We start from the raw sequence: 21,969 nt of genomic DNA on the forward strand, positions 1-21,969 counted from the left end.
CGGGCCGCCGCTCTCCGTCGTCTTGATGCTTTGGCTGTCGAGGATCGCGGCAGATGGTGAGGCTTCCCGTCCGACACGCTCGCGATCGGCCATGACCAGGTGGTGGTTGATCCGGCCAAACAGCCCTGTGTCGCGCCAGCGGCTGAAGTAGCCGAACGTGGTCGAGCGCGGCGGTAGATCCTTGGGTATCAACCGCCAGGAGATCCCACCCCTCAGAACGTAGAAGATGGCGTTCAGGACCTCCCGTGTCGTCCAGAGCGGAGGCCGGCCACAGGGCGCTGGCCTCGGCATCAGTGGCTCGATCACCGCCCACTCGGCGTCGGTAAGGTCGGTTTCATAGCGAAGGCCCACGCTTCTCAGCTGCCGCCGGGTGGTCGGGGTCCACATGGCGCTTCCAGGTCAGGCTTCAGCACCCTCCTGGAATCATCGCCATCCCGGCCACTCAACCCCGCCTCAGACCCTTACCGGACGGGCTCTTAGCGAATTTTCGCATCGGCGAATCATTGAAGCTCTATTAAAAATGACCTCATCAACGGAACGCTTAATACCTTGAGAGGTAAAATGTTGCACCCAACTGGACGTGCCACAAAACATTAGAGCCCGATTTATACATCCGTCGAAACTTCAAATCCCAATGATTAGGTACGTTATAAATATGCCTGGACATGCTTGCGAAGCGACACGTCATGCTTTCGAACCACACACCCCTAATTAGAAGTTTTCTCGCGACTAGAAATCTCAGCCGACCGAACCTATGAATAAGAAATTCGACAGGGCCTCAGGCAAACGTGCAAATTTTCTAACCTTTATCATTGACCCGCGCCGGCCCACAAATTGGCCATCGCGCGATCCATAAGTTCAATGGAACCGCAAATATTAGACTATGCACGGGCGTTAAACCTGCTGATAACGCAGGCGTCCGCAATCTTTTAAATCAGGCGGCCCGCGTGCCGGCCACGTCCCGCCCGTGCGCCTGATCCATGATCTCGCCGATCCGCTCGCCGACAGCGACGGCGATCTCCATCGAGGCCGCCCCTTCCGAGTTCTGCCGGCAGATCCGGGTCAGGACGTCGGTCACGCGCTGCTCCATGACGCCGAGGATCGCCGCAGCCGCCTGGGGCTGGGCGCCGCGCAGGACCGCCGCGAGGTCGCAATAGGCGTCGTGAAGGAGCTGGAGCGTCAGCCGATCGACAGCCTGTTCATCCTCCGCCGACAAGGCCCGCATCACGCCCCTCTCCAACGTCCCACGCTCGACGCCACGGCGAGCCTTGCGCCGATGCGTTAACAAGGCGTGAAGATGGCGCGCAGCTGAAAGGGAACGACTAACCTTCCCGAGGTCGGCAGACGCTGCTCGCCCGCGAGCGGGATGGAACTTGGCGGGTTCCGTGCGGGTCAACACGGCAGGATCCCTCAGCGCGAGAGCCCTTCCATGCGCCGCCTCATCGTCACGCTCACTGCCGCGAGCCTCGGTCTCGCCGCGACGCCCGCCCTGGCCCAGGTGCAGCAGAACAATCCCAACGCCGCCAACCGATCCATGGAGACCAGCGGCCAGATGCGCGCCCTGCGCCAGGAGCAGACGACCCAGGGCAACACGCTGCGGATGGACATCCAGCGGAACCAGGCCGCGACGCCCGCACCGAATACCGGGCCGAACGCCATCGGCCCGACCGGGGGCACCGGCGTCATCGGCCGCTGAGCGGGCAGGCCGCGCCGGCCTACACGTCCGGCAGGGGCCGCCCCTTCACGACCACCCGCGGCCACCGCTCCAGGCCGATCGGCATCAGCACGGCGATCTGCGGCGGCACCGCGGCGTCGCCGAGCAGGCTCTCGAGGGAGATCCGGCAGGCCTCCTCGAGCTCGCCGCGCGTGCGCGCGCCGGAGGTCTTGATGTCGGCGATCAGGAGCGCCGCGATCTCGTGGGCAAAGGCGTCGCCGTCCAACATGCCGGACTCCCGCTCCGTGTCGGGTCAGCATAGGCCTCTGCGGATCGTCCGGGCATCAGCACAGAATTGCGTATCCACATACCGATTGCGGATACGTTGTCGCGTTCCGATCGCGGTCACGGATCGGCCACCGCGCGCCGGTGCGCCTCGCCGCCGCCGGGCCGTCGCCCGGCGGGTGGCGTGGGTCGGGCGAAGGGCAGGCGCAGACCGGCGACCGCGGGGTAGATTGCCGGCAGCACCACGAGGGTGAGCAGGGTCGCCGATATCAGTCCGCCGATCACCACGGTGGCGAGCGGCCGCTGCACCTCGGCGCCCGCGCTGGTGGACAGCGCCATCGGCAGGAAGCCCAGCGCCGCCACCAGGGCCGTCATCATCACCGGGCGCAGCCGCATCTCGGCCGCCCGCGTCGCCGCCTCCCGGGGTCCGAGGCCGGACGCCTCCAGGTCCCGGATGTAGCTCGTCAGCACGACGCCGTTCAGGATCGCGATGCCGAAGGTCGCGATGAAGCCGATCGCCCCCGAGATCGAGAACGGCATGTCGCGCAGGGTGAGGGCCAGGATGCCGCCGGTGGCTGCCACCGGCACGTTGAGGAAGATCAGCCCGGCGAGGCGGATGTCGCCGAACATCACCACCAGCAGGACCAGGATCGCCGCGAGCGCCGCGGGCACCACCACGGTCAGCCGGGCGGTCGCCTCATGCAGGTTCTGGAACTGCCCGCTCCAGACCAACGCGTAGCGCGGCGGCAGCTTGACCTGCTGGTCGACCGCGGCCTTGGCGGCGTCCACGAAGCTCTGAACGTCGCGGCCACGGACATTCGCCTGCACGGAGATCCGCCGCTGCAGGCGCTCGCGGCTGATCTGCGCCGGGCCGGAGGCGACGTCCACGCCGGCGACCATCGACAGCGGCACCATCAAGCGGCTGCCCGATTCCCGGCCCGGATCGCCGGTGCCGGACCGGCCGACCGGCAGGGCGCGGATCCGCTCGATGTCGCTGCGGTCGGCCGGATCGAGCCGGACCACGATCTCGGTGATCGAGTTGTCGTCGCCGTAGACCACGCCGCTGGTGCGGCCGCCGATGCTTTCGACCATGTCGAGCACGTCCGACACGTTGATGCCGTAGCGGGCCGCCCTGGCGCGGTCGACCTGGATCGTGAGCGCCGGCATGCCGGCCTGCGCCTCGGCCTTCACGTCCGCCGCCCCATCGACCCCGGAGACCGCGCGAACGATGGCGTCGGCCGTATCCTTGAGGACCTTCAGGTCGTCGCCGTAGAGGCTGATCGCCACGTCGCCGCGCACGCCCTCCAGCAGGTCGTCCATGCGCATCTGGATCGGCTGCGAGAAGGCGTAGGCGACCCCCGGCACCTCCTCCTTGAGGCGCCTGTCGAACGCCGCCACGAGGCCCTCCTGCGTCTCGGCGGTCTTCCACGTGGCCGGATCGGTGAGAGTGATGAAGCTGTCGGTCGATTCGACGCCCATCGGGTCGGTCGGGATCTCGGCGCTGCCAGTGAGCGAGACGACGCGCTTCACCTCCGGAAACGATTTCAGCACCCGCTCGATGCGGGTCACCGTGGCGAGCGAGGCCGAGAGATCGATGCCCGGCAACTTCTCGGAGGTGACGACGATCGAGCCCTCCGAGAGCTTCGGCAGGAACTCGCCGCCGAGCCGGGTCGCCAGCACGCAGGAGCCCGCGAAGAGGGCGAGCGTCGCCAGCACCGTCACGGAGGCGTGCCGCTCGGCGGCCTTCAGCATCGGCGTGTAGGCGGCCCGCACCCAGCGGACGAGGCGCGTCTCGCGCTCGCCGACACCCCGGCCCGAGAGGAAGATCGCGGCGAGCGCCGGCATCAGCGTCATGGTGACGATGAGCGAGCCCGACAGGGCCAGGATCACGGTCAGCGCCATCGGCACGAACATCTTGCCGGCCACGCCCTCCAGCGCGAGGATCGGCACGTAGACCAGGATGATGATCGCCACCGCGAACATCACGGGCTTGGCCACCTCGGCGGCGGCGTCGCGGATCAGGTCCGCGGGCGGGCGGTCCGGGCGCTCGCCGCGGGCGCGCAGGACGTTCTCGACCATCACCACCGCGCCGTCGACGATCAGGCCGAAATCGATGGCGCCGAGGCTCATCAGGTTGCCCGACAGGCCGAGCAGCCGCATGCCGGCGAAGGCCATCAGCATCGCGAGCGGGATCGCGGCCGCCACGATCAGCCCGGCGCGGAGGTTGCCCAGCAGCAGCAGCAGGACGACGATGACGAGCACCGCGCCCTCGAGGAGGTTGTGCTCGACGGTGCGGATCGTGCGGTCCACGAGCGCGCTGCGGTCGTAGTAGGGCACGATCTCCATGCCCGGCGGCAATTGTGGGCGCAGGTCGTCGATCGTCTTCTTGACCTGCCCGACCACCGCGCTGGCATTCTCCCCGAGCTGCATCAGCGCGATGCCCACGACCGTCTCGCCCTGCGCGTCGTGCGTCACGGCCCCGAGCCGGACCTTCGGCGCCTCCACCACCTGTCCCAGCGTCCCGAGCGTCACCGGCACGCCGCCCGGGCCGGTGGCGACCACGATGTCGGCGATGTCCTCCGGCCCCTTGGCGAGGCCGAGGCCGCGGATCGTCTCCTGCTGGTCGTTGTGCTCGATATAGGCGCCCCCGCGGGCGGCGTTGTTGTCGGCGAGCGCCGTGAAGACCTGGGCGAGGCCGACGCCGTAGCGGCGGAGCGCGTCGGCCGAGACCCGGACCTCGTAGGTCGGCATCTGGCCGCCGTAGATGTTGACGTCGGCGATGCCGGGGGTGAGCTTCAGCTTCGGCGCGATCGTCCATTGCAGGGTGCGGCGGAGCTGCATCGGCGTGTAGGCGGGCCCGCGCAGCTCGAACTGGTAGATCTCGCCGAGGCCGGTCGCCATCGGGCCCATCTGCGGGTCGCCGATGCCTGCCGGCATCATGCCCTTGGCCGCCGGCAGGCGCTGGAACACCTGACTGCGCGCCTCGGTGATCGACATCCCGTCCGCGAAGGTGACGTAGACCGCCGAGACCCCGGCCCGCGAGGTCGAGCGGATCCCGGTCAGGCCCGGCGCCCCCGCCATGGCGTTCTCCACCGGGAAGGTGACGAGCCGCTCGACCTCCAGCGCGCCGAGCCCCGGTGACAGGGTCAGGATCATCACCTGCTTGGGCGAGATATCCGGCACCGCGTCGATCGACAGGCCTTCGAGGTTGGCCACACCCCCCGCCGCGGCGGTGAGCGCGATCATCAGGACCAGGAACCGGCGACGGACCAGGAGGGCGAACCACGACCGCATCGGGGGCCTCATCAATCCGTCGAGCCGAGCAGGCTGCGCAGCAGGATCGCCTTGAGCCCGAAGCTGCCCTGCGTCGCCACGCTCTCTCCGGCCGCGACGCCGCTCTGCACCTCGACCCAGTCGGAGCGCTGGATCCCGAGTTTGAGGGCGCGCCGCTCGAACCGGTCCTCGGCCACGCGCACGAAGGCGATCGGCCCCTGCTCGGTCTGCTGCACCGCGGCCGCCGGGACGGTGATCCCGTCGCGGCCGAGATCCGCCGCGATCGTCACGGAGACGAACATGTTGGCGCGCAGCAGATCGCCGGGGTTGTCGAGCTCGATCCGGGCGGGCGCCGTGCTGGTGCTCGGATCCAGGGCGGCGTTCACCGAGCGGACGCGGCCGTCGAGGGGAGCCTGGCCCGGGATCGGACTCTCCACGGAGGCGGTGTCGCCGGCCTTCACCCGCCCGAGATCGGGTCCGTAGAGATTGGCCAGGACGAGGATGCGGGTCGGGTCGGCGACCGTGACGGCGTCGCGGGTGGTGTCGACGACCTCGCCCAGGGTCACGCCGACGCTGGTCACGACGCCCTGTATCGGGGTCACGACGGCGCTGGTGCCCGGGGCTGCCCCCTCGGTCGGGGCGAGGCGCTGGTACTGCGCCCGGTACATCTCGGCGTTGGCCTGGGCCGATTTCACCGCCGCCTGGGCCTTGGCGAGGTCGACCTGCCGCCGCTCCACCTCGGCCTGCGCGACGCCGCCGAACTTGAGCTGCTCCTGCCCGCGCTTGAGCTGCAGCGCGGCTACCGCCTCGGAGGCCTGCGCCTCGCCGAGGGAGGCCTGCGCGGCGAGAAAGCCGTTGCGCGCGTCGAGGAGGCCGGCGGCGTCGAGGGTCGCGAGAGTCTCGCCCGCCTGGACCCGGTCGCCGGGCTGGACCGCGAGGCTCAGCACCCGTCCTTGCGTGCGCGGCTTGAGATGGGTCACCCGCCGCTCGTCGAAGGCGACGGTGCCGGGGACGCGCAAAGGCAGCACGATCCGGCGGGTCTCGGCCGTCCCGAAGGCGAGGCCGATCCGTTTCTGTCCCGCCGCGTCCAGGGTGACGCGGTCGGGATCTGCCGGCGCGGCGTCGGCCGCGCCGGTCACGGGCGGCGCCGCGGGTGCCACGCCGAGCCGCTCGCGGAGCGCGTCCCGATAGACCCAGCCCGCCGCCGCGAGGACGACGAGGACGAGGGCCAGCCAGACCCGCGCGCCGCCGCGGCGGCCGACGTCGCGGGCCTCCGTGGCGCCGGCCGCGTCCGGCTCCCGCCTGGACGCTGCGCCCGCGTCGGCGCGCCCGGCGTCGCGGCAGTCGACGTCACGGTCGCCGGCATCCGTCTCGGTGGTCAGCGCCATGGGCACGACCGCCGGGATTTCCTGCCGCCGGCGGCTCCCCCGGGCCGCCGCGCGCGCGCACTCGTGCCGCGCCCGCTCACGCGTCGAGGCCCGGCCGGAGCACGTCCTCGGTCACGAAGCGGCCGGTCTCGACCTCGCGGACCACGACCTCGTAGCCCGCGCCGCGCATCTCCTTGAGCCGGTCGAGGGTGACGTAGGTCCCGGTCTCGACATCGTAGAGGCGGCTTCCGGCGTAGCGGTTGATCAGGCGCCGGGGGCGCCGCTTCCTAGGCATGCGCCGCCATCCGCGCGAGGGGCATGCGGCCGCGAGGCGGGCAGGGGCGGCGGGACCGGGTCGGCATCGGGGGTATCCGGCAGGCGCGCCGTCCGGCGGCCGAGGGGGGCGCCGGTACGGGATAGAGTCATTCCAATAAAGGGGGCCAAGCCGATGCGGTGCCATTAAATTCGGGTTCATGGTGGCCCGCCCGGGGCGATTTGCGCGGCGAAGTCCGGCACAAGGGAAGCGCGTCGGTGACCCGCGTCGGGGCATCGGGGCGGGGCATCGGGGCGAAGCACGCACCGAAGCGGGGGCCGCGCGTGGCGAAGCTGCTGCTGATCGAGGACGATTCGGAGACGGCCGCGGACGTGCGCGACGACCTGCGCGGGCGCGGCCACGACGTCGTCTGGGCCGCGACCGGACCGGACGGGGCCCGGGCGGCCCGGGACGGCGGCTGGGGCGCGATCATCCTCGACCGGATGCTGCCCGGGCAGGACGGCCTGGGCGTGCTCCAGGATCTGCGCCGCGACGGGGACCGGACCCCGGCCCTGGTCCTGAGCGCGCTGGGCGACGTCGACGAGCGGATCCGCGGCCTGCGGGCCGGCGGCGACGACTACCTCGCCAAGCCCTTCGCGCTCGGCGAACTGGCGGCGCGCATCGAGGCGCTGCTGCGGCGCCCGGTCGACAGCCGCGAGACCGTCCTGCACGTGGGCAGCCTCGCGATCGACCTGATCGCCGGCACGGGCCGGCGCGGCGCCCGCGACCTGGAGCTGCTGCCGCGCGAGCTCAAGCTCCTCGAATATCTGATGCGCCGCCCCGGCCAGATCGTGACCCGGGCGATGCTGTTCGAGGAGGTCTGGAACTACCGCTTCACGCCCAAGTCCAACCTGATCGACGTCCATGTCGGGCGCCTGCGCCGGAAGCTGGAGGCGGCCGGCGAGCCGCCCCTGATCCACAGCGTGCGCGGCACCGGGTTCACGCTGTCGCCCGATGCTTGACCTGCCCCGCCCGGCCGACCTGCTGCGCTCCACCGCGCTTCGGTGGGCGCTCGGCATCGCCCTGTGGTCGGCCCTGCTCGCCCTGGCGATGTTCGCCTTCGTCTACTGGCAGACGGCCGACTACCTGCGCGAGGAACTCGCCGAGACGCTCCGGCTGGAGGTGCGGTCGGCCGCGGCCGACCCCGCCGCCGCGGCGAACCGGGTCGACACGTGGATCGCCATGGATGTCCACGCCACCCATTACGGCGGCTTGTTCGCCCCGGACGGGACGCGCCGGGTCGGCAATCTCGGGGCGATCCCGGACCGCTTGGCGCGCGACGGCGACGCGTACCGGGTGAGCGCGACGGTCGACCTCGCCGGGCGCCGGCTCCAGGACGAGATCTGGGCGGCCGCGCTCAAGCTGCCGGACGGCAGCACCGTGGTGATCGCACACGACACCGACGAGATCGACCGGGTGCGGGCCACGACCCTGCGCGCCCTCGGCCTCGGGCTCGTCCCGACGCTGGCGCTCTCCCTGCTGGGCGGCCTGCTGCTCACGAGCCGCGCCCGCCGCCGCCTCGCCGCCACCGAGGCCGCCGTGGCCGAGGTGATGCGCGGCGATCTCGGCAAGCGCCTGCCGGTCGGACCGCGGGACGATGAGTTCGACCGGCTGACCCGGACCGTGAACCGGATGCTCGACGAGATCGAGCACCTCATGGGCGAGGTCCGCAGCGTCGGCGACGCGGTCGCCCACGACCTGCGCACGCCGCTCACCCGCCTGCGCGCCCGGCTCGAGCGCACCCGGTCCCAGGCCCGAACCGTCGCGGAATTTCACGAGGCCATCGACCAGGGGCTCGTGTGGATCGACCAGACGCTCGCCATGGTCACCGCCGTCCTGCGGATCGGCGAGATGGAGGACGGCCGGCGCCGCGGCGCGTTCGCGCGAGTCGATCTCGGCGAGGTGGCGGCCGTGGCGGTCGAGTTCCACGCGCCGCTCGCCGAGGAGAAGGACATCGACCTCGCGCTCGCGGTGCCGCCGGGGCCGCATCCCGTCCACGGCGACCGCGACCTGTGCTTCGAGGCCTTCTCGAACCTCCTCGACAATGCCCTGAAGTTCACGCCGCCCGGCGGCCGCGTCGCGGTCGGATTGCAGCGCACCGAGACCGCGATCGTCGCGACCGTCGCCGATACCGGCCCGGGGCTGCCGCCGGGGGAGCGCAGCCAGGTGTTCCGCCGCTTCTACCGCGCGGAGGCGGCGCGCCGGACCGCCGGCCACGGCCTCGGCCTGAGCCTCGTGGCGGCGATCGCCGACCTCCACGGGGCCCCCGTGACCATCGCCGAGGCGGCGGGCGGCGGCTGTCTGGTCACGCTGCGCTTCCCGCCGGCCGGCGCCGATCCCGCGGGGGCGGCGGCGCGATGACCGCGGCGCGGATTGCCGCCGTCCACCGCGATTCGCACCCATCGGCCTCGGCCGGAAAACCGCGAAAGCCGCGGTTAAGGCTCTCCATGCCAGAGCGCGGCGACGAAGCGCAGTCCGCGGAGGGCCGATGAACGTCTGGCGACGCGTCGCCCCGTGGTTCCGCTCGGCGCGCACCTGGATCGCCCTCGGCATCCTGGCCCCGCTGGGCATGGTCGTGACGTCCGGCCTGATGCTGGCCGACCTGCGGCGCGACGCCTGGGCCAGCGCGGACCAGACATCCTGGAACCTCCTGCAGGTTCTCGAACGCGACATCGCGCGCAACATCGAGATGTACGATCTCTCGATCCGCGCTGCCGTCGACAACCTGAAGGTGCCGGGCCTGACCGAGGCCGATCCGCGCCTGCGTCAGCTCATCCTGTTCGATCGCGCCGCGACCGCCCGCGACATGGGCGTGATGCTGATCCTGGACGAGCGGGGCGACGTCGTCGCCGACATCGCGGCCGTCCCGCCCCGCAAGGGCAACTACGCGGATCGCGAGTACTTCCAGGTCCACCAAGCGAGCGCCGGGCTCGGCCTCTACGTCGGGCGCCCGATCGTGTCGCGGCTGAACGGCGAGCGGATGCTGCCGTTCAGCCGCCGCATCGACAAGCCCGACGGCAGCTTCGGCGGCGTGGTTCTCGGCACCGTGAAGCTGTCCTACTTCATGCACCTGTTCAGCGAGATCGACCTCGGGCCGGGCGGGGCCATCAACCTGTACCTGACCGACGGCACCCGCATCATGCGCTATCCCTACGTGGAGGCCGATCTCGGGGCGAACATCGCGCAGGCGCCGACCTTCAGGCGGTTCCTGCGGGACGGGCGGGGCAGCTTCGTCAGCGCCTCCGTGCGCGACGGCGTCGAGCGGAGCTACACGTTCACGCGGATCGGGACCTTGCCGCTGATCCTGAACGTCGCCCTGTCCACGAAGGACGTGGAGGCGGACTGGGCCGCGAAGGCGGCCATCATCGGCGGCATCGTGCTGGCCCTGTGCGGCCTCACGATCGCGCTGTCGCTCCTGTTCGGGCGGGAGCTGCGCCGCCGCGAGGCGCTGAGGGCCGAGATGGCCGCACTGTCGCGCACCGACGCCCTGACCGGCCTGCCGAACCGCCGCTGCTTCGAGGACGCCCTCCGGCGAAACCTGGACGCGGCCCGGCGCGACGGTCAGCCCCTGTCGCTGCTCATCGTCGACGCGGACCATTTCAAGCGCTTCAACGACCGCTACGGTCACCCGGTGGGCGACGCGATCCTGCAGGGCTTGGCGCGCTGCCTCGCGGCGAGCGTGCACCGCCCCCAGGATCTCGTCAGCCGCATCGGCGGCGAGGAGTTCACCCTGCTCCTGCCCGAGACGGACGAGGCCGGCGCCCTGCGGGTCGCCGACACGGTCCATGCCGAGGTGGCGAAGCTGACCGTCGAGTCGGCCGGACTCGGGGCGGGGACCGTGACGGTCAGCATCGGGCTCGCCTCCGTGCGACCGGGCAGCGACCGGAGCGCGCCCATGCCGGACCCGTACCGGCTGGCGGACGGCGCCCTGTACGAGGCCAAGAACGGCGGCCGCAATCAGACCCGCAGCGTCGCGCCGCCGCCCCCGCGGGGAACCCTTCAACTGGTGCGGACGTCCTGACCCGCGCGCCGGCGCGCTTTCGCGGAGCGCTTTGACGGAATCGACACGAACTTCGTGGTCTCCTGGGCGGGATGGCGGCCGGCCCGGAGAGGGCCCGACGTCGTCGCGTCGGGACGAGGCGGGCGGGTGGCGACCCTCCGTGCCGCGGACCTGCGGAGCGCGCGCGGATCCGGTGGGGTCCGGCCCGCAACCATAGGGTAACGAGGATGGACGACAGACGCGCCGCGCCCCGCAGACGGACCCTGCTCGAGGGCCATATCGAACTCGCCGGAGGCGGCGTGATCGACTGCACGATCCGCAACATGTCGGACGGGGGCGCCCGCCTCAGGGTCGTCAGCGTGATCGGCGTGCCCGACGCGTTCGTGCTGGCCTACGGGGCCGACGGCCAGCGGCGGCCGGCACGCGTCACGTGGCGCCAGGAGACCGAGCTCGGGGTCGCGTTCGGCGACGCCTGACGGGCGGCGGCCGAGGCTTCCACGCCCACCCGTGTTGAGGGGCGGATCGGATGGGCGTGGAAGGCCAGCGTCCGGCTGGTGACCCACCGATGCGGCGACAGGGTTAACGCTTCGTTACCGGGCCGCGGGGTCCGCGCGCCGCGCCTGGAGCGTCTCGGCGATCACCACGCCGGTCCGCAGGACGTGGCGATGGGCGACGGATCCGGCCTCGGCGGCGTCCCGCGCGGCGAGGGCCTCGAACAGGTCCCGGTGCTCGCGCGCCGATTCCTCCCAGCGGCTGCCGCTGGAGAGCGCGCGCAGGCGGGCCCACTGGGCCCGGGCCTGGAGCGCCGCGTGGGCCTCTGCCAGCGGGCGGTTTCGGGCGGCCGTGACGATCGTCCGGTGGATCTCCTGGTTCAGGGCGAAATAGGCGTCGAGCACTTGGTCCCGGTGCATCCGGTCGAGCTGCGCCTGCTTGCCGCGCAGCAGGTCCATCAGGTCTTCGGAGATCCGCGGCGCCGCGAGTTCGGCGGTCAGCCGCTCGATCCCGGCGAGCGCCTCGAACAGTTCGAGGATCTCCTCCGGCGTCCAGTCCGGGACGCGCGCGCTGCGGTTCTGGTGCAGCTCGACCAGTCCCTCCGCCGCCAGGAGCTTGAGGGCCTCCCGCAGCGGGGTCCGGGAGATCCCGAGCGCCGCGGAGAGGTCCGTCTCCACCAGGGTCGCGCCGGCCGGCAGCGCGCCGCGCACGATCATGTCCTTGAGCCGGGCCGCCGCCTGCGCGTGCAGCGCGGTCCGCGGCACCTGCGCGGCCGGGACGACCAGGGCCTTGCGGGGCCGGCCCCGGCGGCGTGCCACCACGTCCATCGATCCTCCCGTTCCACCGCGCCAGCCTAGCGCGTCCGGCCACCCGATCGGTGTTCCATTTTTCAGCCTGTTGCGCTGACATATCATGCAGTTGCGCAAATTGCATGCAGCATGCAGAAAATATCTTGTCGCCCGTCCAGGCCTGTCGGATGCTCGGTGCATCGGGGATGGATGCGATGGAACGACCGAACCGCACGACGCGTCTGGGCATGCTGACGCCCTCGTCGAACAGCGTCCTCGAGCCGGCCACCGCCCATCTGCTGGCCGGGCACGCGGGCGTGAGCGCCCATTTCGCCCGCTTCCGCGTGACGGAGATCGGCCTGTCGCCGGCGGCCCTGGACCAGTTCGACCCCGAGCCGATCCTGGCGGCGGCCGACCTACTCGCCGATGCCCGGGTCGCCGCGATCCTGTGGAACGGCACCTCCGGCGCGTGGCTCGGCTTCGACGCGGACGAGCGCCTGAGCGCCGCGATCACCGACCGGACCGGATGCCCGGCCTCCACCGCCGCGCTCGCCTTCCGCGACCTGTTCCGCGCCCGGGGCTTCCGGCGGATCGGCCTCGTCACGCCCTATACCGGCGACGTGCAGCGCCGGATCCAGGCCAACTGGGGCGCGGCCGGTCTCGATTGCGGCGCCGAGCGCCATCTCGGCCTGTCGGAGAACTTCGCCTTCGCGGAAACCGGTCCGGAGGCCATCGCCGGCATGGTCCGCGCGGTGGCGTCCGAGGGCGTCGACGCGGTGGCGATCGTGTGCACGAACCTCGCGGGCGCCGCGCTCGCCCCGGCCCTGGAGGCCGAACTCGGCGTGCCGGTGGTCGATTCGGTGGCCGTGACCCTGTGGAAGGGCCTGGACCTCGCCGGCTGCCCGACCGCGCACCTCGCCGCGCACGGCCGCGCCTTCGCGGCGGGCGGGGAGGGCCGTCCGTGAGCGCCGGGACCACCCTGATCCTCGACGGGATCACGCAGCGCTACGGCTCGGCCCTCGCCGTCGACACCGTGACCCTCGACATCAGGGGCGGGGAACTCGTCGCCCTGCTCGGGCCCTCGGGCTGCGGCAAGACCACCCTGCTGCGGGCGGTGGCGGGCTTCCTGAAGCCCACGGAGGGGCGCGTCATCATCGGCGGTCAGGCGGTCGACCACCTGCCGCCGAACCGGCGCACCGTCGGCATCGTGTTCCAGAACTACGCCCTGTTCCCCCACATGAGCGTCGCCGACAACGTCGCCTACGGCCTCGCGGCGCGGGGCGTCGGTCGGGCCGAGCAGAGGGCGCGGGTCGCCGAGATGCTGGCGCTGGTGCGGCTGGAGCACCTCGCCGGGCGCTACCCGCGGGAGATGTCGGGCGGCCAGCAGCAGCGGGTTGCGCTGGCCCGGGCGCTCGCCGTGCGCCCGTCGATCCTGCTCCTCGACGAGCCCTTCGCGGCCCTCGACAAGAACCTGCGCCTCGACATGCAGATCGAGATCAAGCGCATCCAGCGCAGCGCCGGCACCACCACGCTGATCGTCACGCACGACCAGGAAGAGGCCCTGTCGATGGCCGACCGGGTCGCCGTGCTCAACGCCGGCCGGCTGGAGCAGTTCGCCCCCCCGACCGACGTCTACGACCGGCCCGAGACGCTGTTCGTCAACACCTTCGTGGGCACGGCCAACGTCCTGCACGGGCGGCTCGCGACGGAGCCGGGCGGCGCCCGCGTGGTGGCCCTGGAGGCGGGCGGCCTGCTCCCCGCCGCCACGTCCTTGCCGGACGGGACCCGGGTCGCCGCCTGCCTGCGACCCGAGCACGTCGCCTTCGCGGAAGAGAGAGCGGGGTCCGGGGATGGGGAGGGGCTCGACGGCGCGGTCGAGGTCGGCCTGCCGCTCGGCGCCACCCTGGTCCACGAGATCCGCCTCGACGGCGGCGCCCGCCTGAAGACCGCCGAGCCGCGCGCGGCGGGCGCCCGGCCCCGGCCGCCCGGCACCCGCGTGCGCCTGCGCCCGACCGCCCCCGAGCGGGTCAGCGTCTTCCCCGATCCCCGCCACTGAGGCCGCGCCCGCCGCAGCCGCGCCAGTCGACACCGAGCCAGGAGAGCCGACCATGACCCTGCACCGCCGCAGCCTCCTCGCCGGCGCCCTGACTCTCGGCGCCGCCCAGGCCTTCCCGGGCCTGTCCCACGCGCAGGCGCGCAAGCTCGTCTTCGCGACCTTCACGGGGAGCTGGGAGGAGGCGCACCGGGCCGTGCTGGTGCCGGCCTTCCGCAAGAGCTCGGGCGGCGACGTCATCCTCGATCCGATGCTCTCGGTCGACCAGATCGCCAAGGTCCAGGCCGCCCGCGCCAACCCGCCGATCGACGTGATGCTGCACGATCCGGGCCCCGCCCTCACGGCCATCGCCCAGGACCTCGTCGAGCCCTACCCAACGGCCCAGTCCGCCCATTACGGCGACCTGATCGCCGACGCGCAGGAGCCGATGGGCCCGGCGCCGTTCTTCCAGATCGTCGGCCTGACCTACAATCCCGAGAAGGTGAAGACGCCGCCGACCTCCTGGGCCGACCTGTGGAAGCCCGAGTACAGGGGCCGGGTCGGCATCACCAACCTGAACTCGACGCTCGGCACCGGCTTCCTCGTGGAGATCGCCCGGATGCACGGCGGCTCGGAGACCGACGTCGAGCCGGGCTTCAAGGCGCTGGAGGCGCTCAAGCCGAACCTCGCCGCCGTCGCGGCCAACCCGGGCGCCCTGGCGGCCCTCTACCAGCAGGAGCAGGTCGACATCGGGCCGGGCAACTTCAACGCGATCCAGATCCTGAAGGCCCGGGGCGTGCCGGTGGAGTTCGCCGCGCCCAAGGAGGGCATCATCGCCTTCAAGACGACGATCCACATCGTCAAGAACACCCCGGTGAAGGAGCTGGCCTTCAAGCTGATCGAGGCCGCCCTGTCGCCGGAGGTGCAGGCCAAGCTGATGCAGAGCCCCTACCTGATCGTGCCGACCAACCGGAAGGTCGCGATGGAGGGCGAGGTCGCCAAGGTCCTGGCGAAGGACGCCGAGGAGCTGAAGCGCAAGTCGGTGTTCCAGGACTGGGCCGCGATCAACCGCGGCCGGCCGGCCTGGATCGAGCGCTTCAACCGCGAGATCCGGGTGTGACGGCCGGGCCGGCCATCGCGGCGGCGAGCCCGGTCGCCGCGCCCCTCCGCCCGGGCCGCGCCTGGACGGCGGCCTACGACATCCGCCTCGCGCTGCCGCTCGGGGCGTTCTTCCTCGTCTTCTTCCTGGCGCCGCTGGCGCTGCTGCTGCTCGTGAGCTTCTACGCCGATCCGGCCATGACCCGGTTCGGCCTCGACCAGTACGCCCGGTTCCTGCTCGACCCGTTCTCCCTGCGGGTGCTCGGCGCGACCCTGTGGCTCGGCGCCGAGGTCACGGCGCTGACCCTCCTGCTCGGCCTGCCGCTGGCGCTGCTCCTGACCTGGGCGCCCGGCCGGCTGCGCGGCCTGCTGACCCTGATCGTGCTGCTGCCGCTGCTCACGAGCGTGGTGGTGCGGACCTTCGCGTGGATCGTGATCCTGGGGCGCCAGGGCATCGTCAACGCCGCGCTCCTCGGCCTCGGCCTCACCGACGCGCCGCTGAAGCTGCTCTACACCGAGGGCGGCCTCGTCCTGGCGCTGGCGCAGGTGCAGCTGCCGCTGATGGTCCTGCCCCTGGTCACCGCCCTGTCGCGGATCGACCCCAACCTCGCCGACGCCTCGGCGGCGCTCGGGGCGGGGGCGTGGCGCACCTTCGTGCGGGTGACCCTGCCGCTCTGCCTGCCCGGCATCGTGGCGGGCTGCCTGCTGACCTTCGCGGCGGCGATCACCGCCTTCATCACCCAGTCGCTGATCGGCGGCGGGCAGATGCTGTTCATGCCCATGTACCTGTACCAGCAGGCCTCATCGCTCAACAACTGGCCGTTCGCGGCGGCGATCGCGATCGTCTTCCTCGTGGCGGTGCTCGCCTGCGTCACGCTCCTCAACCTCGCGGGCCGCCTGTCGCGCGGCTACGCGCAGGCCTGAGGTCACCTGGAGGTCACCGGGAGGTCACCATGCGGACGAGCCTGCGGCGCGATCTCGACTGGTTCAGCTTCCACGGCGCCGTGCTGCTGCTCGCCGGGCTCTGCCTCGTCCTGCTGGCGGCGCCGACCGTGATCGTCGTGGTGGTGTCGTTCACCAGCGGCTTCTCCCTGCGCTTCCCGCCGCCCGGCTACGCCCTGCGCTGGTACGCGGCGCTCGCGGAGGCCGAGCAGCTGCAGGCCGCCGCCTGGAACAGCCTCGTGGTGGCGGGCTGGACGACCCTGCTGTCGGTGGTTCTGGGCACCGCCGCGGCGCTCGCCATCGCCCGGTCGCGGCGGCTCTCCGCGCGGTTCCTCGACAGCCTGTTCCTGTCGCCGCTGGTCCTGCCGGCCCTGGCCTTCGGGCTCGCGGCGCTGATGCTGTTCAGCCTCGCGGGGATCCCGGTCTCGCCGCTGACCCTCGTCCTCGGCCACACCGTGGTCTGCGTGCCCTACGTGGTCCGCACCACCGTGGCGGCCCTGTCGCAGATGGACCCGGTGCTCCTCGAGAGCTCGACCTCCCTCGGCGCTTCGCGCCTCTACACGTTCCGCCGGGTGACCCTGCCGCTGATCCGGCCCGGGATCCTGGCCGGGGGCTTCATCGCCTTCATGGCGAGCTTCGACAACGTCCCGGTCTCGCTGTTCCTGCGCGACGCCGCCACCGACATGCTGCCGATCCGCATGTGGCAGGACCTGGAGGGCCGCCTCGACGTCACGGTGGCGGCGGCCTCCAGCCTGCTGATCCTCGCGACCGTGGTGCTCGCCGCCGTGATGGAGCGGGCCGCCGGCCTGTCCCGCCGGATGGCCGGCTGAAGTGCCCGGAGCCCTCGCATGCGGATCCTGCTCCTCAACCCCAACACCTCGGCGGCGATGACCGCGCGCATGGCCCGGGCCGCCGCGGCGGCGCTCGCCCCCGACGCGCACATCACCGCGCTCACCGCGGCGACGGGCCTTCCCTACATCGCCAGCCGGGCCGAGGCGCAGCTCGCCGGGGCGGCGGTGCTGGAGACGCTGGCGGCGCACCATTCCGGCCACGACGCCGCGGTGATCGCGGCCTACGGCGATCCCGGGCTCGTCGCCGCGCGGGAGCTGTTCGACCTGCCGGTGGTCGGCATGGCCGAGGCCGCGATGCTGACCGCCTGCCAGCTCGGGGCGCGGTTCGCGATCGTCACCTTCGCGCCCGCCCTGCTGCCCTGGTACGAGGACGCGGTGGCCCTGGCCGGCCTGTCGGCCCGCTGCGCCGGCCTCCACGCGGTGCGCCGGCCGTTCGCGGCGGTGACCGATGTGCAGGACGAGTTGCGGCCCGAGATCCTGGCCCTGGCTGAGCGGGCGGTCGGGGAGGGGGCCGACGTCGTGATCCTGGCCGGGGCGCCGCTCGCCGGCCTCGCCGCGACCCTGCGGGACGCGGTGCCGGTGCCGCTCGTCGATCCGCTCGCGGCCGCCCTGGGTCAGGCGCAGGCCCTGGTGCGGCTCGGGACGCGGCCACCCCGGGCCGGCCGCTTCGCCCGGCCGCCCGCGAAGCCCGCTACGGGTCTGACCGGGCCGCTCGCCCGCTGGATCGCGCATCGCGAGGAGGAGTCATGACCCGGATCGACGCGGCGGGCCCGCTCTGGACCCTCTCGGCCGCGGCCCTGGGCCGCCGCTACGCCGCCGGGACGGCGAGCCCGGTCACGGCCGCCCGCGCCTGCCTGGAGCGGGCCGAGGCCGTGAACCCCACGCTCAACGCCCTCGTCGCCGTCGATCCCGAGGGCGCGGAGCGCGCCGCCGCCGCGAGCGCGGCGCGCTGGCGGGCGGGACGCCCGCTCGGGCTCCTCGACGGCGTGCCGCTGACCGTCAAGGACAGCCTGAACGTCGCCGGGTTCGCGACCGGCTGGGGCAGCCGGCTCTACGCGGGGGAGGGGACCGCGCGCGCGGTCGACCGGGACGAGACGCCGGTGGCGCGGCTGCGCGCGGCCGGGGCGGTGATCCTGGGCAAGACCAACGTCCCGGAGCTGACCGTCCAGGGCTACACCGGCAACCCGGTCCACGGGGTCACCCGGAACCCGTGGGATCCGGCGCTGACGCCCGGGGGCTCCAGCGGCGGCGCCGTCGCGGCCGTGGCCTCCGGGATCGGCCCCCTGGCGCTCGGGACCGACGCGGGCGGCTCGATCCGCCGCCCCGCCTCCCATACCGGCCTCGTCGGCCTGAAACCCACCGCCGGCCGGGTGCCGCGGAAAGGCGGGCTGCCGCCGATCATGCTCGACCTCGAAGTGGTCGGGCCGATGGCGCGCACCGTCGAGGATCTCGCGGCGGCGATGCGGGTCCTCGGGGCGGCCGACCCGGATTCCGTCGCGCCGCACGGCTTCGGCCCGTTCGGGCGCGAAGCCGTGCCGGAGCGCCCGATGCGGATCCTCCACGTCCCGGCCTTCGGGACGGCCCCGGTCGATCCCGAGATCGCCGACAGCGTCGCCGAGGCGGCCGGGCGCCTCGCCGGCCTCGGCCACCGGGTCGAGACCGGCCGCTTCGACGCGGCGACGGCCATCACGGAGGCGTGGCCGGTCCTCGGCCAAGCGGGCATCGCGTGGCTGATGCGCGCGCATCCCGGCCGCCGCGACGACCTGGGCCCGGACATCCGCGCCCTGGCGGAGGCCGGGGCGGCCCTCTCGGCGGCCGACCTGTTCGACGTGCAGCGGATGGCGCTGGCGCTGCGCCGGGACCTCGCCGCCCTGTTCGCCGGCCACGACCTGCTGATGACGCCCGCCGCGGCGGCGCTGCCCTGGCGGGCGGAGGACACCCATCCGCCGCGCATCGCCGGGGTGCCGGTGGGCCCCCGCGGCTCGGCGACCTTCACGGGCTTCGTCAACGCTGCGGGCTGTCCGGCGATCTCGATTCCTTGCCGACCGTCGAGCGCCGGGCTGCCGATCGGGTTCCAGCTCGTGGCGCCCTGGGGCGGCGACGAGACCCTGGTGGCGATGGCGGCGGCCTACGAGGCGGCCCATCCCTGGCGGATGGTCTGGGAGGGCAAGGCCCCGTGACCGGCCTGTCCCTCCACGCCGTCGACGCCGCCACGGGCCGGCCGGCCGAGGGGATGCGCGTGCGCGTCCTTACGGCCGGAGGACGGCGGCGGGTGATCGCCGAGGGCCGCCTCGGGGCGGACGGGACCCTCGACCATCCGGTCGTGCGGACGCGGCTCGAGGCCGGGCTCTACGAGGTCGTGTTCGTCATCGGGGACTTCGTCGGGGCCGCGGGGGAGGGGTTCCTGGAGGAGGCCGCGATCCGCTTCCGGCTCGACGACCCCGACCGCCACTGCCACCTGCCGCTGAAGTTCACCGCCTTCGGCGTGGCGCTGTTCCGCGGCTGCTGAGCCGCGGGCCGCCCTTGGGACCGGCCCGCCCTGCGACGGCGCGGTCCGGCCGCCGCCCTCCCCCGCGCGGTGACCGGAGCCTCCGGAGGGCCTAGACTCGGCCCCTTCGCGGCACGCGCAGGAGGAAGCCGATGCGGGTTCAGGCGATGACGATCCCGGCCGCGGCCGGCCGCGGGAATCGCGGCACCCCGGCGGCGCGCCTGCTGCTGGCCGCGCTGACGATCCTTGCGCTTCCGCTGGCCTGGGTCGCGGCTGGGCGCCCCCCCGCCGCTCCCGTCGACCCCGATCTGGTGCGGGTGATCCGGTTCATGGCGCTGCTCAAGGGCGGCTTCGCCCTTGCGGCGCTGGCCGGCTGCTTCTGGCGCCTCGGCCGGCCCGCCGGGTGGCGCACCCTCGTCTACGTGGCCGGACCGCCGCTGATGGCGCTCGGGGCGGCCGGCCTGTGGTCCCTGCGCGATCCCGGGCTGGCGGCGCTCGGCCTGCATCTCGGCCTGTTCGCGGTCCTCGCGGCGGCGCTGACCGATAGCGAAGCCCTGCCCGACCGGCGCCGCGCGGCGCGCCGTCAGATCGTCTCATAGGCGAACAGGACCGCGATCAGCGTCAGGCCGATCAGCCCGATGACGAAGCAGATGTCGGCGCAGCGCTCCAGGCTGACCGGGAGGTCGCCGCCGTTGCCCAGGCGGATCGACAGGTACGACGCGATCGCGCTGACCAGGAACAGGATCGCCGTCAGGGCGGCGGCCTCGTCGACGTGGCTCGGCCCGATCCAGCCCTCGGCGATCTTCACGAGGCCGATCAGCGTAGTGCAGACGCCGACCATCGTGCCGGCATTGGGGAGGATGTGGCGCGATAGGCTATCCTCGCCGGATCCGGTGGCCTTCCGCCTTTCGGCCATGCGCTCCTCGTACAGCTCCGCGCCGGCCGATGGCCCCCTATACCGCGCCCGTGGAGGTTCGTCATGAAGCGCCCGCTCACCACCAGCTTCTCCGCGCCGCCGCCGGAGCAGGCCCGCCCGCCCGAATCGGCGCCCGCGGCGTCCTGGCGCGACGTCGCCCCGTTCGCGGCCGCCCTGATCGCCACCCTGGAGGCGATCGAGGCCGGGCCGAAGGCGGGACCGGCGATGCGGGCGCACCGCTCCGCGATGCGCCGCCAGGGCGAGGCGGCCGCGGCGCTCGGCGGGTCCGAGGCGCTGGAGGCCGTCCTCCACCAAGTCGCGGACGCCGACGCGGCGCGGGCCGAGCGGCGCCTCGCGCTCGTCCGCGAGGCCTGGACCGGGCTGCCCGGGGCGGGGGCATGAGACCTTCGGTCGGCCCACCCGACCGGGCTGGCGACAGGTCCCGGACGAAGCGCGCCGTCGGGCGGGCGCCGCCGCTTCTCGCCCCGGATTCAGACCGCCGCGTAAAGATTTGATACAGGATCTGGGATAAATTCGGGTTCAGCCACGCCGCGTCACACCGAGATCGATCGTCAGGGATTTGTGATGGACGACCAAGACAAGCAATTCATCACCCAGCAGATCCTTGACGTGGGCCGCCAGCTCTACGCCGCCCTCGACAGCAAGATCATGGCGGCTCACGCGCAGCAGCTCGCGCAGATGCAAGATGTCAGGCGCCTCGCCGTCGTGCAGCTCGCGCCGAAGAACAATCTTTGCCTCCTGACAGACCATCCCATTGCGTATGAAAGCAATGACCACACAGTTCCGAGAGGAACAAAGGATGACAACACGCGCAACCAGCGGTTTTGTCATTCCGTCGAGAGTCATTTCGGCCGCAAGGTAACCGCCCTGGATCTCGGCTGCGCGGGCGGCGGCCTTGTTTTCGATTTCCTCATCAGGGGCAACGCGGCCTTCGGCATCGAAGGGAGCGATTACTCCCTTCGCGCACAGCGAGCCGAATGGTCCATCATTCCCGAATACCTGAAGACATGCGACATCACGAAACCGTTCTCTCTGGTGGATCAGAGGACCGGGAAGAAAGCCAAGTTTGACGTGATCACCATGTGGGAAGTCCTCGAGCATATCGAGGAATCGTTACTCCCACAGTTGTTTGAAAACGTGAGATCTCACTTGGCCGATGACGGTCTTTTCGTCGGCTCCGCCGCAACTTACGATGATGTCGCCAACGGCGTGAGCTACCATCCTACAGTCAAGCCGGAGGCGTGGTGGCGCGACCTCGTCCGGCAGCACGGGCTCGAATTCGTCCCGATGACCATGTTTCAGTTCAAGGATTTCTGCCGGGGTTCCGGCAATGAGAACGCGTTCTACGATGCCGATTTCAGCAAGAACCCCGAACTCGGCTTCCACTTCGTGATGAAGCACCGCGCCGCTTGAGGCGGGGCTTCTGGACTCGACCGGTCGGGCGTCGCA

The 21,969-nt window shown here is 72.2% G+C and carries 24 protein-coding genes; 16 read left to right on the top strand and 8 right to left on the bottom strand.

The genetic code is table 11. The features are described from left to right. Window positions 1-387 (bottom strand): transposase (locus ME121_RS25350; protein WP_491892887.1); only part of this gene is annotated, 387 nt, incomplete at its 3' end. A 547-nt stretch (window positions 388-934) separates the two neighbouring features. After that, window positions 935-1,225: a hypothetical protein gene (locus tag ME121_RS25355; RefSeq protein ID WP_053621773.1), complete on the bottom strand. Its 291-nt coding sequence runs from the start codon at window positions 1,223-1,225 to the stop codon at window positions 935-937. Between the two features lie 204 nt (window positions 1,226-1,429). Between ME121_RS25355 and ME121_RS25360 the strand changes: the two genes are divergently transcribed. Beyond that, a complete protein-coding gene (locus tag ME121_RS25360; RefSeq protein ID WP_053621774.1) occupies window positions 1,430-1,696 on the top strand; it encodes a hypothetical protein in 267 nt (88 codons plus the stop codon). A 19-nt stretch (window positions 1,697-1,715) separates the two neighbouring features. On the opposite strand, the gene ME121_RS25365 is transcribed toward ME121_RS25360, so the two are convergent. From ME121_RS25365 to ME121_RS25380, 4 genes are all read right to left on the bottom strand, one after another. Next, window positions 1,716-1,943: a hypothetical protein gene (locus ME121_RS25365; RefSeq protein WP_012318228.1), complete on the bottom strand. Its 228-nt coding sequence runs from the start codon at window positions 1,941-1,943 to the stop codon at window positions 1,716-1,718. Between the two features lie 116 nt (window positions 1,944-2,059). Then, window positions 2,060-5,233: an efflux RND transporter permease subunit gene (locus tag ME121_RS25370; RefSeq protein ID WP_059409831.1), complete on the bottom strand. Its 3,174-nt coding sequence runs from the start codon at window positions 5,231-5,233 to the stop codon at window positions 2,060-2,062. 11 nt (window positions 5,234-5,244) lie between these two features. Continuing rightward, window positions 5,245-6,600 carry an efflux RND transporter periplasmic adaptor subunit gene (locus ME121_RS25375; RefSeq protein ID WP_059409832.1) on the bottom strand — a complete coding sequence of 452 codons (1,356 nt, stop codon included), beginning with the start codon at window positions 6,598-6,600 and terminating at the stop codon, window positions 5,245-5,247. Between the two features lie 76 nt (window positions 6,601-6,676). Next, on the bottom strand, window positions 6,677-6,874 hold the full coding sequence (locus ME121_RS25380) for a polyhydroxyalkanoate synthesis regulator DNA-binding domain-containing protein (protein WP_012318231.1): 198 nt from the start codon (window positions 6,872-6,874) through the stop codon (window positions 6,677-6,679). 302 nt (window positions 6,875-7,176) lie between these two features. Here ME121_RS25380 and ME121_RS25385 point away from each other — a divergent pair, with 302 nt between their 5' ends. The 4 genes from ME121_RS25385 (at window position 7,177) to ME121_RS25400 (ending at window position 11,368) form a co-directional block, all read left to right on the top strand. Beyond that, window positions 7,177-7,854 (top strand): response regulator transcription factor, encoded by a 678-nt coding sequence (locus ME121_RS25385; RefSeq protein WP_024830664.1) that lies wholly within the window; start codon window positions 7,177-7,179, stop codon window positions 7,852-7,854. Beyond that, a complete protein-coding gene (locus tag ME121_RS25390; protein WP_053621777.1) occupies window positions 7,847-9,253 on the top strand; it encodes a HAMP domain-containing sensor histidine kinase in 1,407 nt (468 codons plus the stop codon). Before ME121_RS25385 ends, ME121_RS25390 begins: the two co-directional genes overlap by 8 nt. Before the next feature lie 127 nt (window positions 9,254-9,380). Further along, on the top strand, window positions 9,381-10,913 hold the full coding sequence (locus tag ME121_RS25395; protein ID WP_059409833.1) for a sensor domain-containing diguanylate cyclase: 1,533 nt from the start codon (window positions 9,381-9,383) through the stop codon (window positions 10,911-10,913). Between the two features lie 206 nt (window positions 10,914-11,119). Continuing rightward, a complete protein-coding gene (locus ME121_RS25400; protein WP_012318235.1) occupies window positions 11,120-11,368 on the top strand; it encodes a PilZ domain-containing protein in 249 nt (82 codons plus the stop codon). Between the two features lie 114 nt (window positions 11,369-11,482). On the opposite strand, the gene ME121_RS25405 is transcribed toward ME121_RS25400, so the two are convergent. Further along, a complete protein-coding gene (locus ME121_RS25405; RefSeq protein WP_059409834.1) occupies window positions 11,483-12,211 on the bottom strand; it encodes a GntR family transcriptional regulator in 729 nt (242 codons plus the stop codon). A gap of 176 nt (window positions 12,212-12,387) precedes the next feature. Here ME121_RS25405 and ME121_RS25410 point away from each other — a divergent pair, with 176 nt between their 5' ends. The 9 genes from ME121_RS25410 to ME121_RS25450 all read left to right on the top strand — a co-directional run bounded on the left by ME121_RS25410 (window position 12,388) and on the right by ME121_RS25450 (window position 20,182). Next, window positions 12,388-13,137: a maleate cis-trans isomerase family protein gene (locus ME121_RS25410; RefSeq protein ID WP_059409853.1), complete on the top strand. Its 750-nt coding sequence runs from the start codon at window positions 12,388-12,390 to the stop codon at window positions 13,135-13,137. Next, window positions 13,134-14,228, top strand: coding sequence for an ABC transporter ATP-binding protein (locus ME121_RS25415; protein ID WP_024830659.1), 1,095 nt, complete (start codon window positions 13,134-13,136; stop codon window positions 14,226-14,228). Before ME121_RS25410 ends, ME121_RS25415 begins: the two co-directional genes overlap by 4 nt. 52 nt (window positions 14,229-14,280) lie before the next feature. Next, window positions 14,281-15,324: an ABC transporter substrate-binding protein gene (locus tag ME121_RS25420; RefSeq protein WP_029361475.1), complete on the top strand. Its 1,044-nt coding sequence runs from the start codon at window positions 14,281-14,283 to the stop codon at window positions 15,322-15,324. Beyond that, window positions 15,321-16,226, top strand: a complete 906-nt coding sequence (locus tag ME121_RS25425) for an ABC transporter permease (RefSeq protein ID WP_059409835.1) — start codon at window positions 15,321-15,323, stop codon at window positions 16,224-16,226. The genes ME121_RS25420 and ME121_RS25425 overlap by 4 nt, the downstream gene beginning before the upstream one ends. A 29-nt stretch (window positions 16,227-16,255) precedes the next feature. Next, a complete protein-coding gene (locus ME121_RS25430) occupies window positions 16,256-17,074 on the top strand; it encodes an ABC transporter permease (protein ID WP_059409836.1) in 819 nt (272 codons plus the stop codon). An 18-nt stretch (window positions 17,075-17,092) separates the two neighbouring features. Beyond that, window positions 17,093-17,845, top strand: coding sequence for an aspartate/glutamate racemase family protein (locus ME121_RS25435; protein WP_059409837.1), 753 nt, complete (start codon window positions 17,093-17,095; stop codon window positions 17,843-17,845). After that, window positions 17,842-19,275, top strand: coding sequence for an amidase (locus tag ME121_RS25440; RefSeq protein WP_059409838.1), 1,434 nt, complete (start codon window positions 17,842-17,844; stop codon window positions 19,273-19,275). The genes ME121_RS25435 and ME121_RS25440 overlap by 4 nt, the downstream gene beginning before the upstream one ends. Next, the gene (locus ME121_RS25445; RefSeq protein ID WP_012318244.1) at window positions 19,272-19,604 is read left to right on the top strand and encodes a hydroxyisourate hydrolase; all 333 of its coding nucleotides are present in this window, start codon (window positions 19,272-19,274) and stop codon (window positions 19,602-19,604) included. Before ME121_RS25440 ends, ME121_RS25445 begins: the two co-directional genes overlap by 4 nt. Before the next feature lie 131 nt (window positions 19,605-19,735). Next, entirely contained in the window at window positions 19,736-20,182 is a 447-nt protein-coding gene (locus ME121_RS25450) for a hypothetical protein (RefSeq protein WP_059409839.1), read from the top strand. On the opposite strand, the gene ME121_RS25455 is transcribed toward ME121_RS25450, so the two are convergent. Further along, window positions 20,167-20,499, bottom strand: a complete 333-nt coding sequence (locus ME121_RS25455) for a hypothetical protein (RefSeq protein WP_059409840.1) — start codon at window positions 20,497-20,499, stop codon at window positions 20,167-20,169. The two genes, ME121_RS25450 and ME121_RS25455, sit on opposite strands and share 16 nt — an antisense overlap. 63 nt (window positions 20,500-20,562) lie before the next feature. Between ME121_RS25455 and ME121_RS25460 the strand changes: the two genes are divergently transcribed. Next, the gene (locus tag ME121_RS25460) at window positions 20,563-20,901 is read left to right on the top strand and encodes a hypothetical protein (RefSeq protein WP_059409841.1); all 339 of its coding nucleotides are present in this window, start codon (window positions 20,563-20,565) and stop codon (window positions 20,899-20,901) included. A gap of 183 nt (window positions 20,902-21,084) precedes the next feature. Then, on the top strand, window positions 21,085-21,933 hold the full coding sequence (locus tag ME121_RS25465; protein WP_059409842.1) for a methyltransferase domain-containing protein: 849 nt from the start codon (window positions 21,085-21,087) through the stop codon (window positions 21,931-21,933). Window positions 21,934-21,969: the final 36 nt, after the last annotated feature.

This window comes from Methylobacterium sp. ME121 (genome assembly GCF_000974725.1).
In the GTDB taxonomy this organism is placed as follows: domain Bacteria; phylum Pseudomonadota; class Alphaproteobacteria; order Rhizobiales; family Beijerinckiaceae; genus Methylobacterium; species Methylobacterium radiotolerans.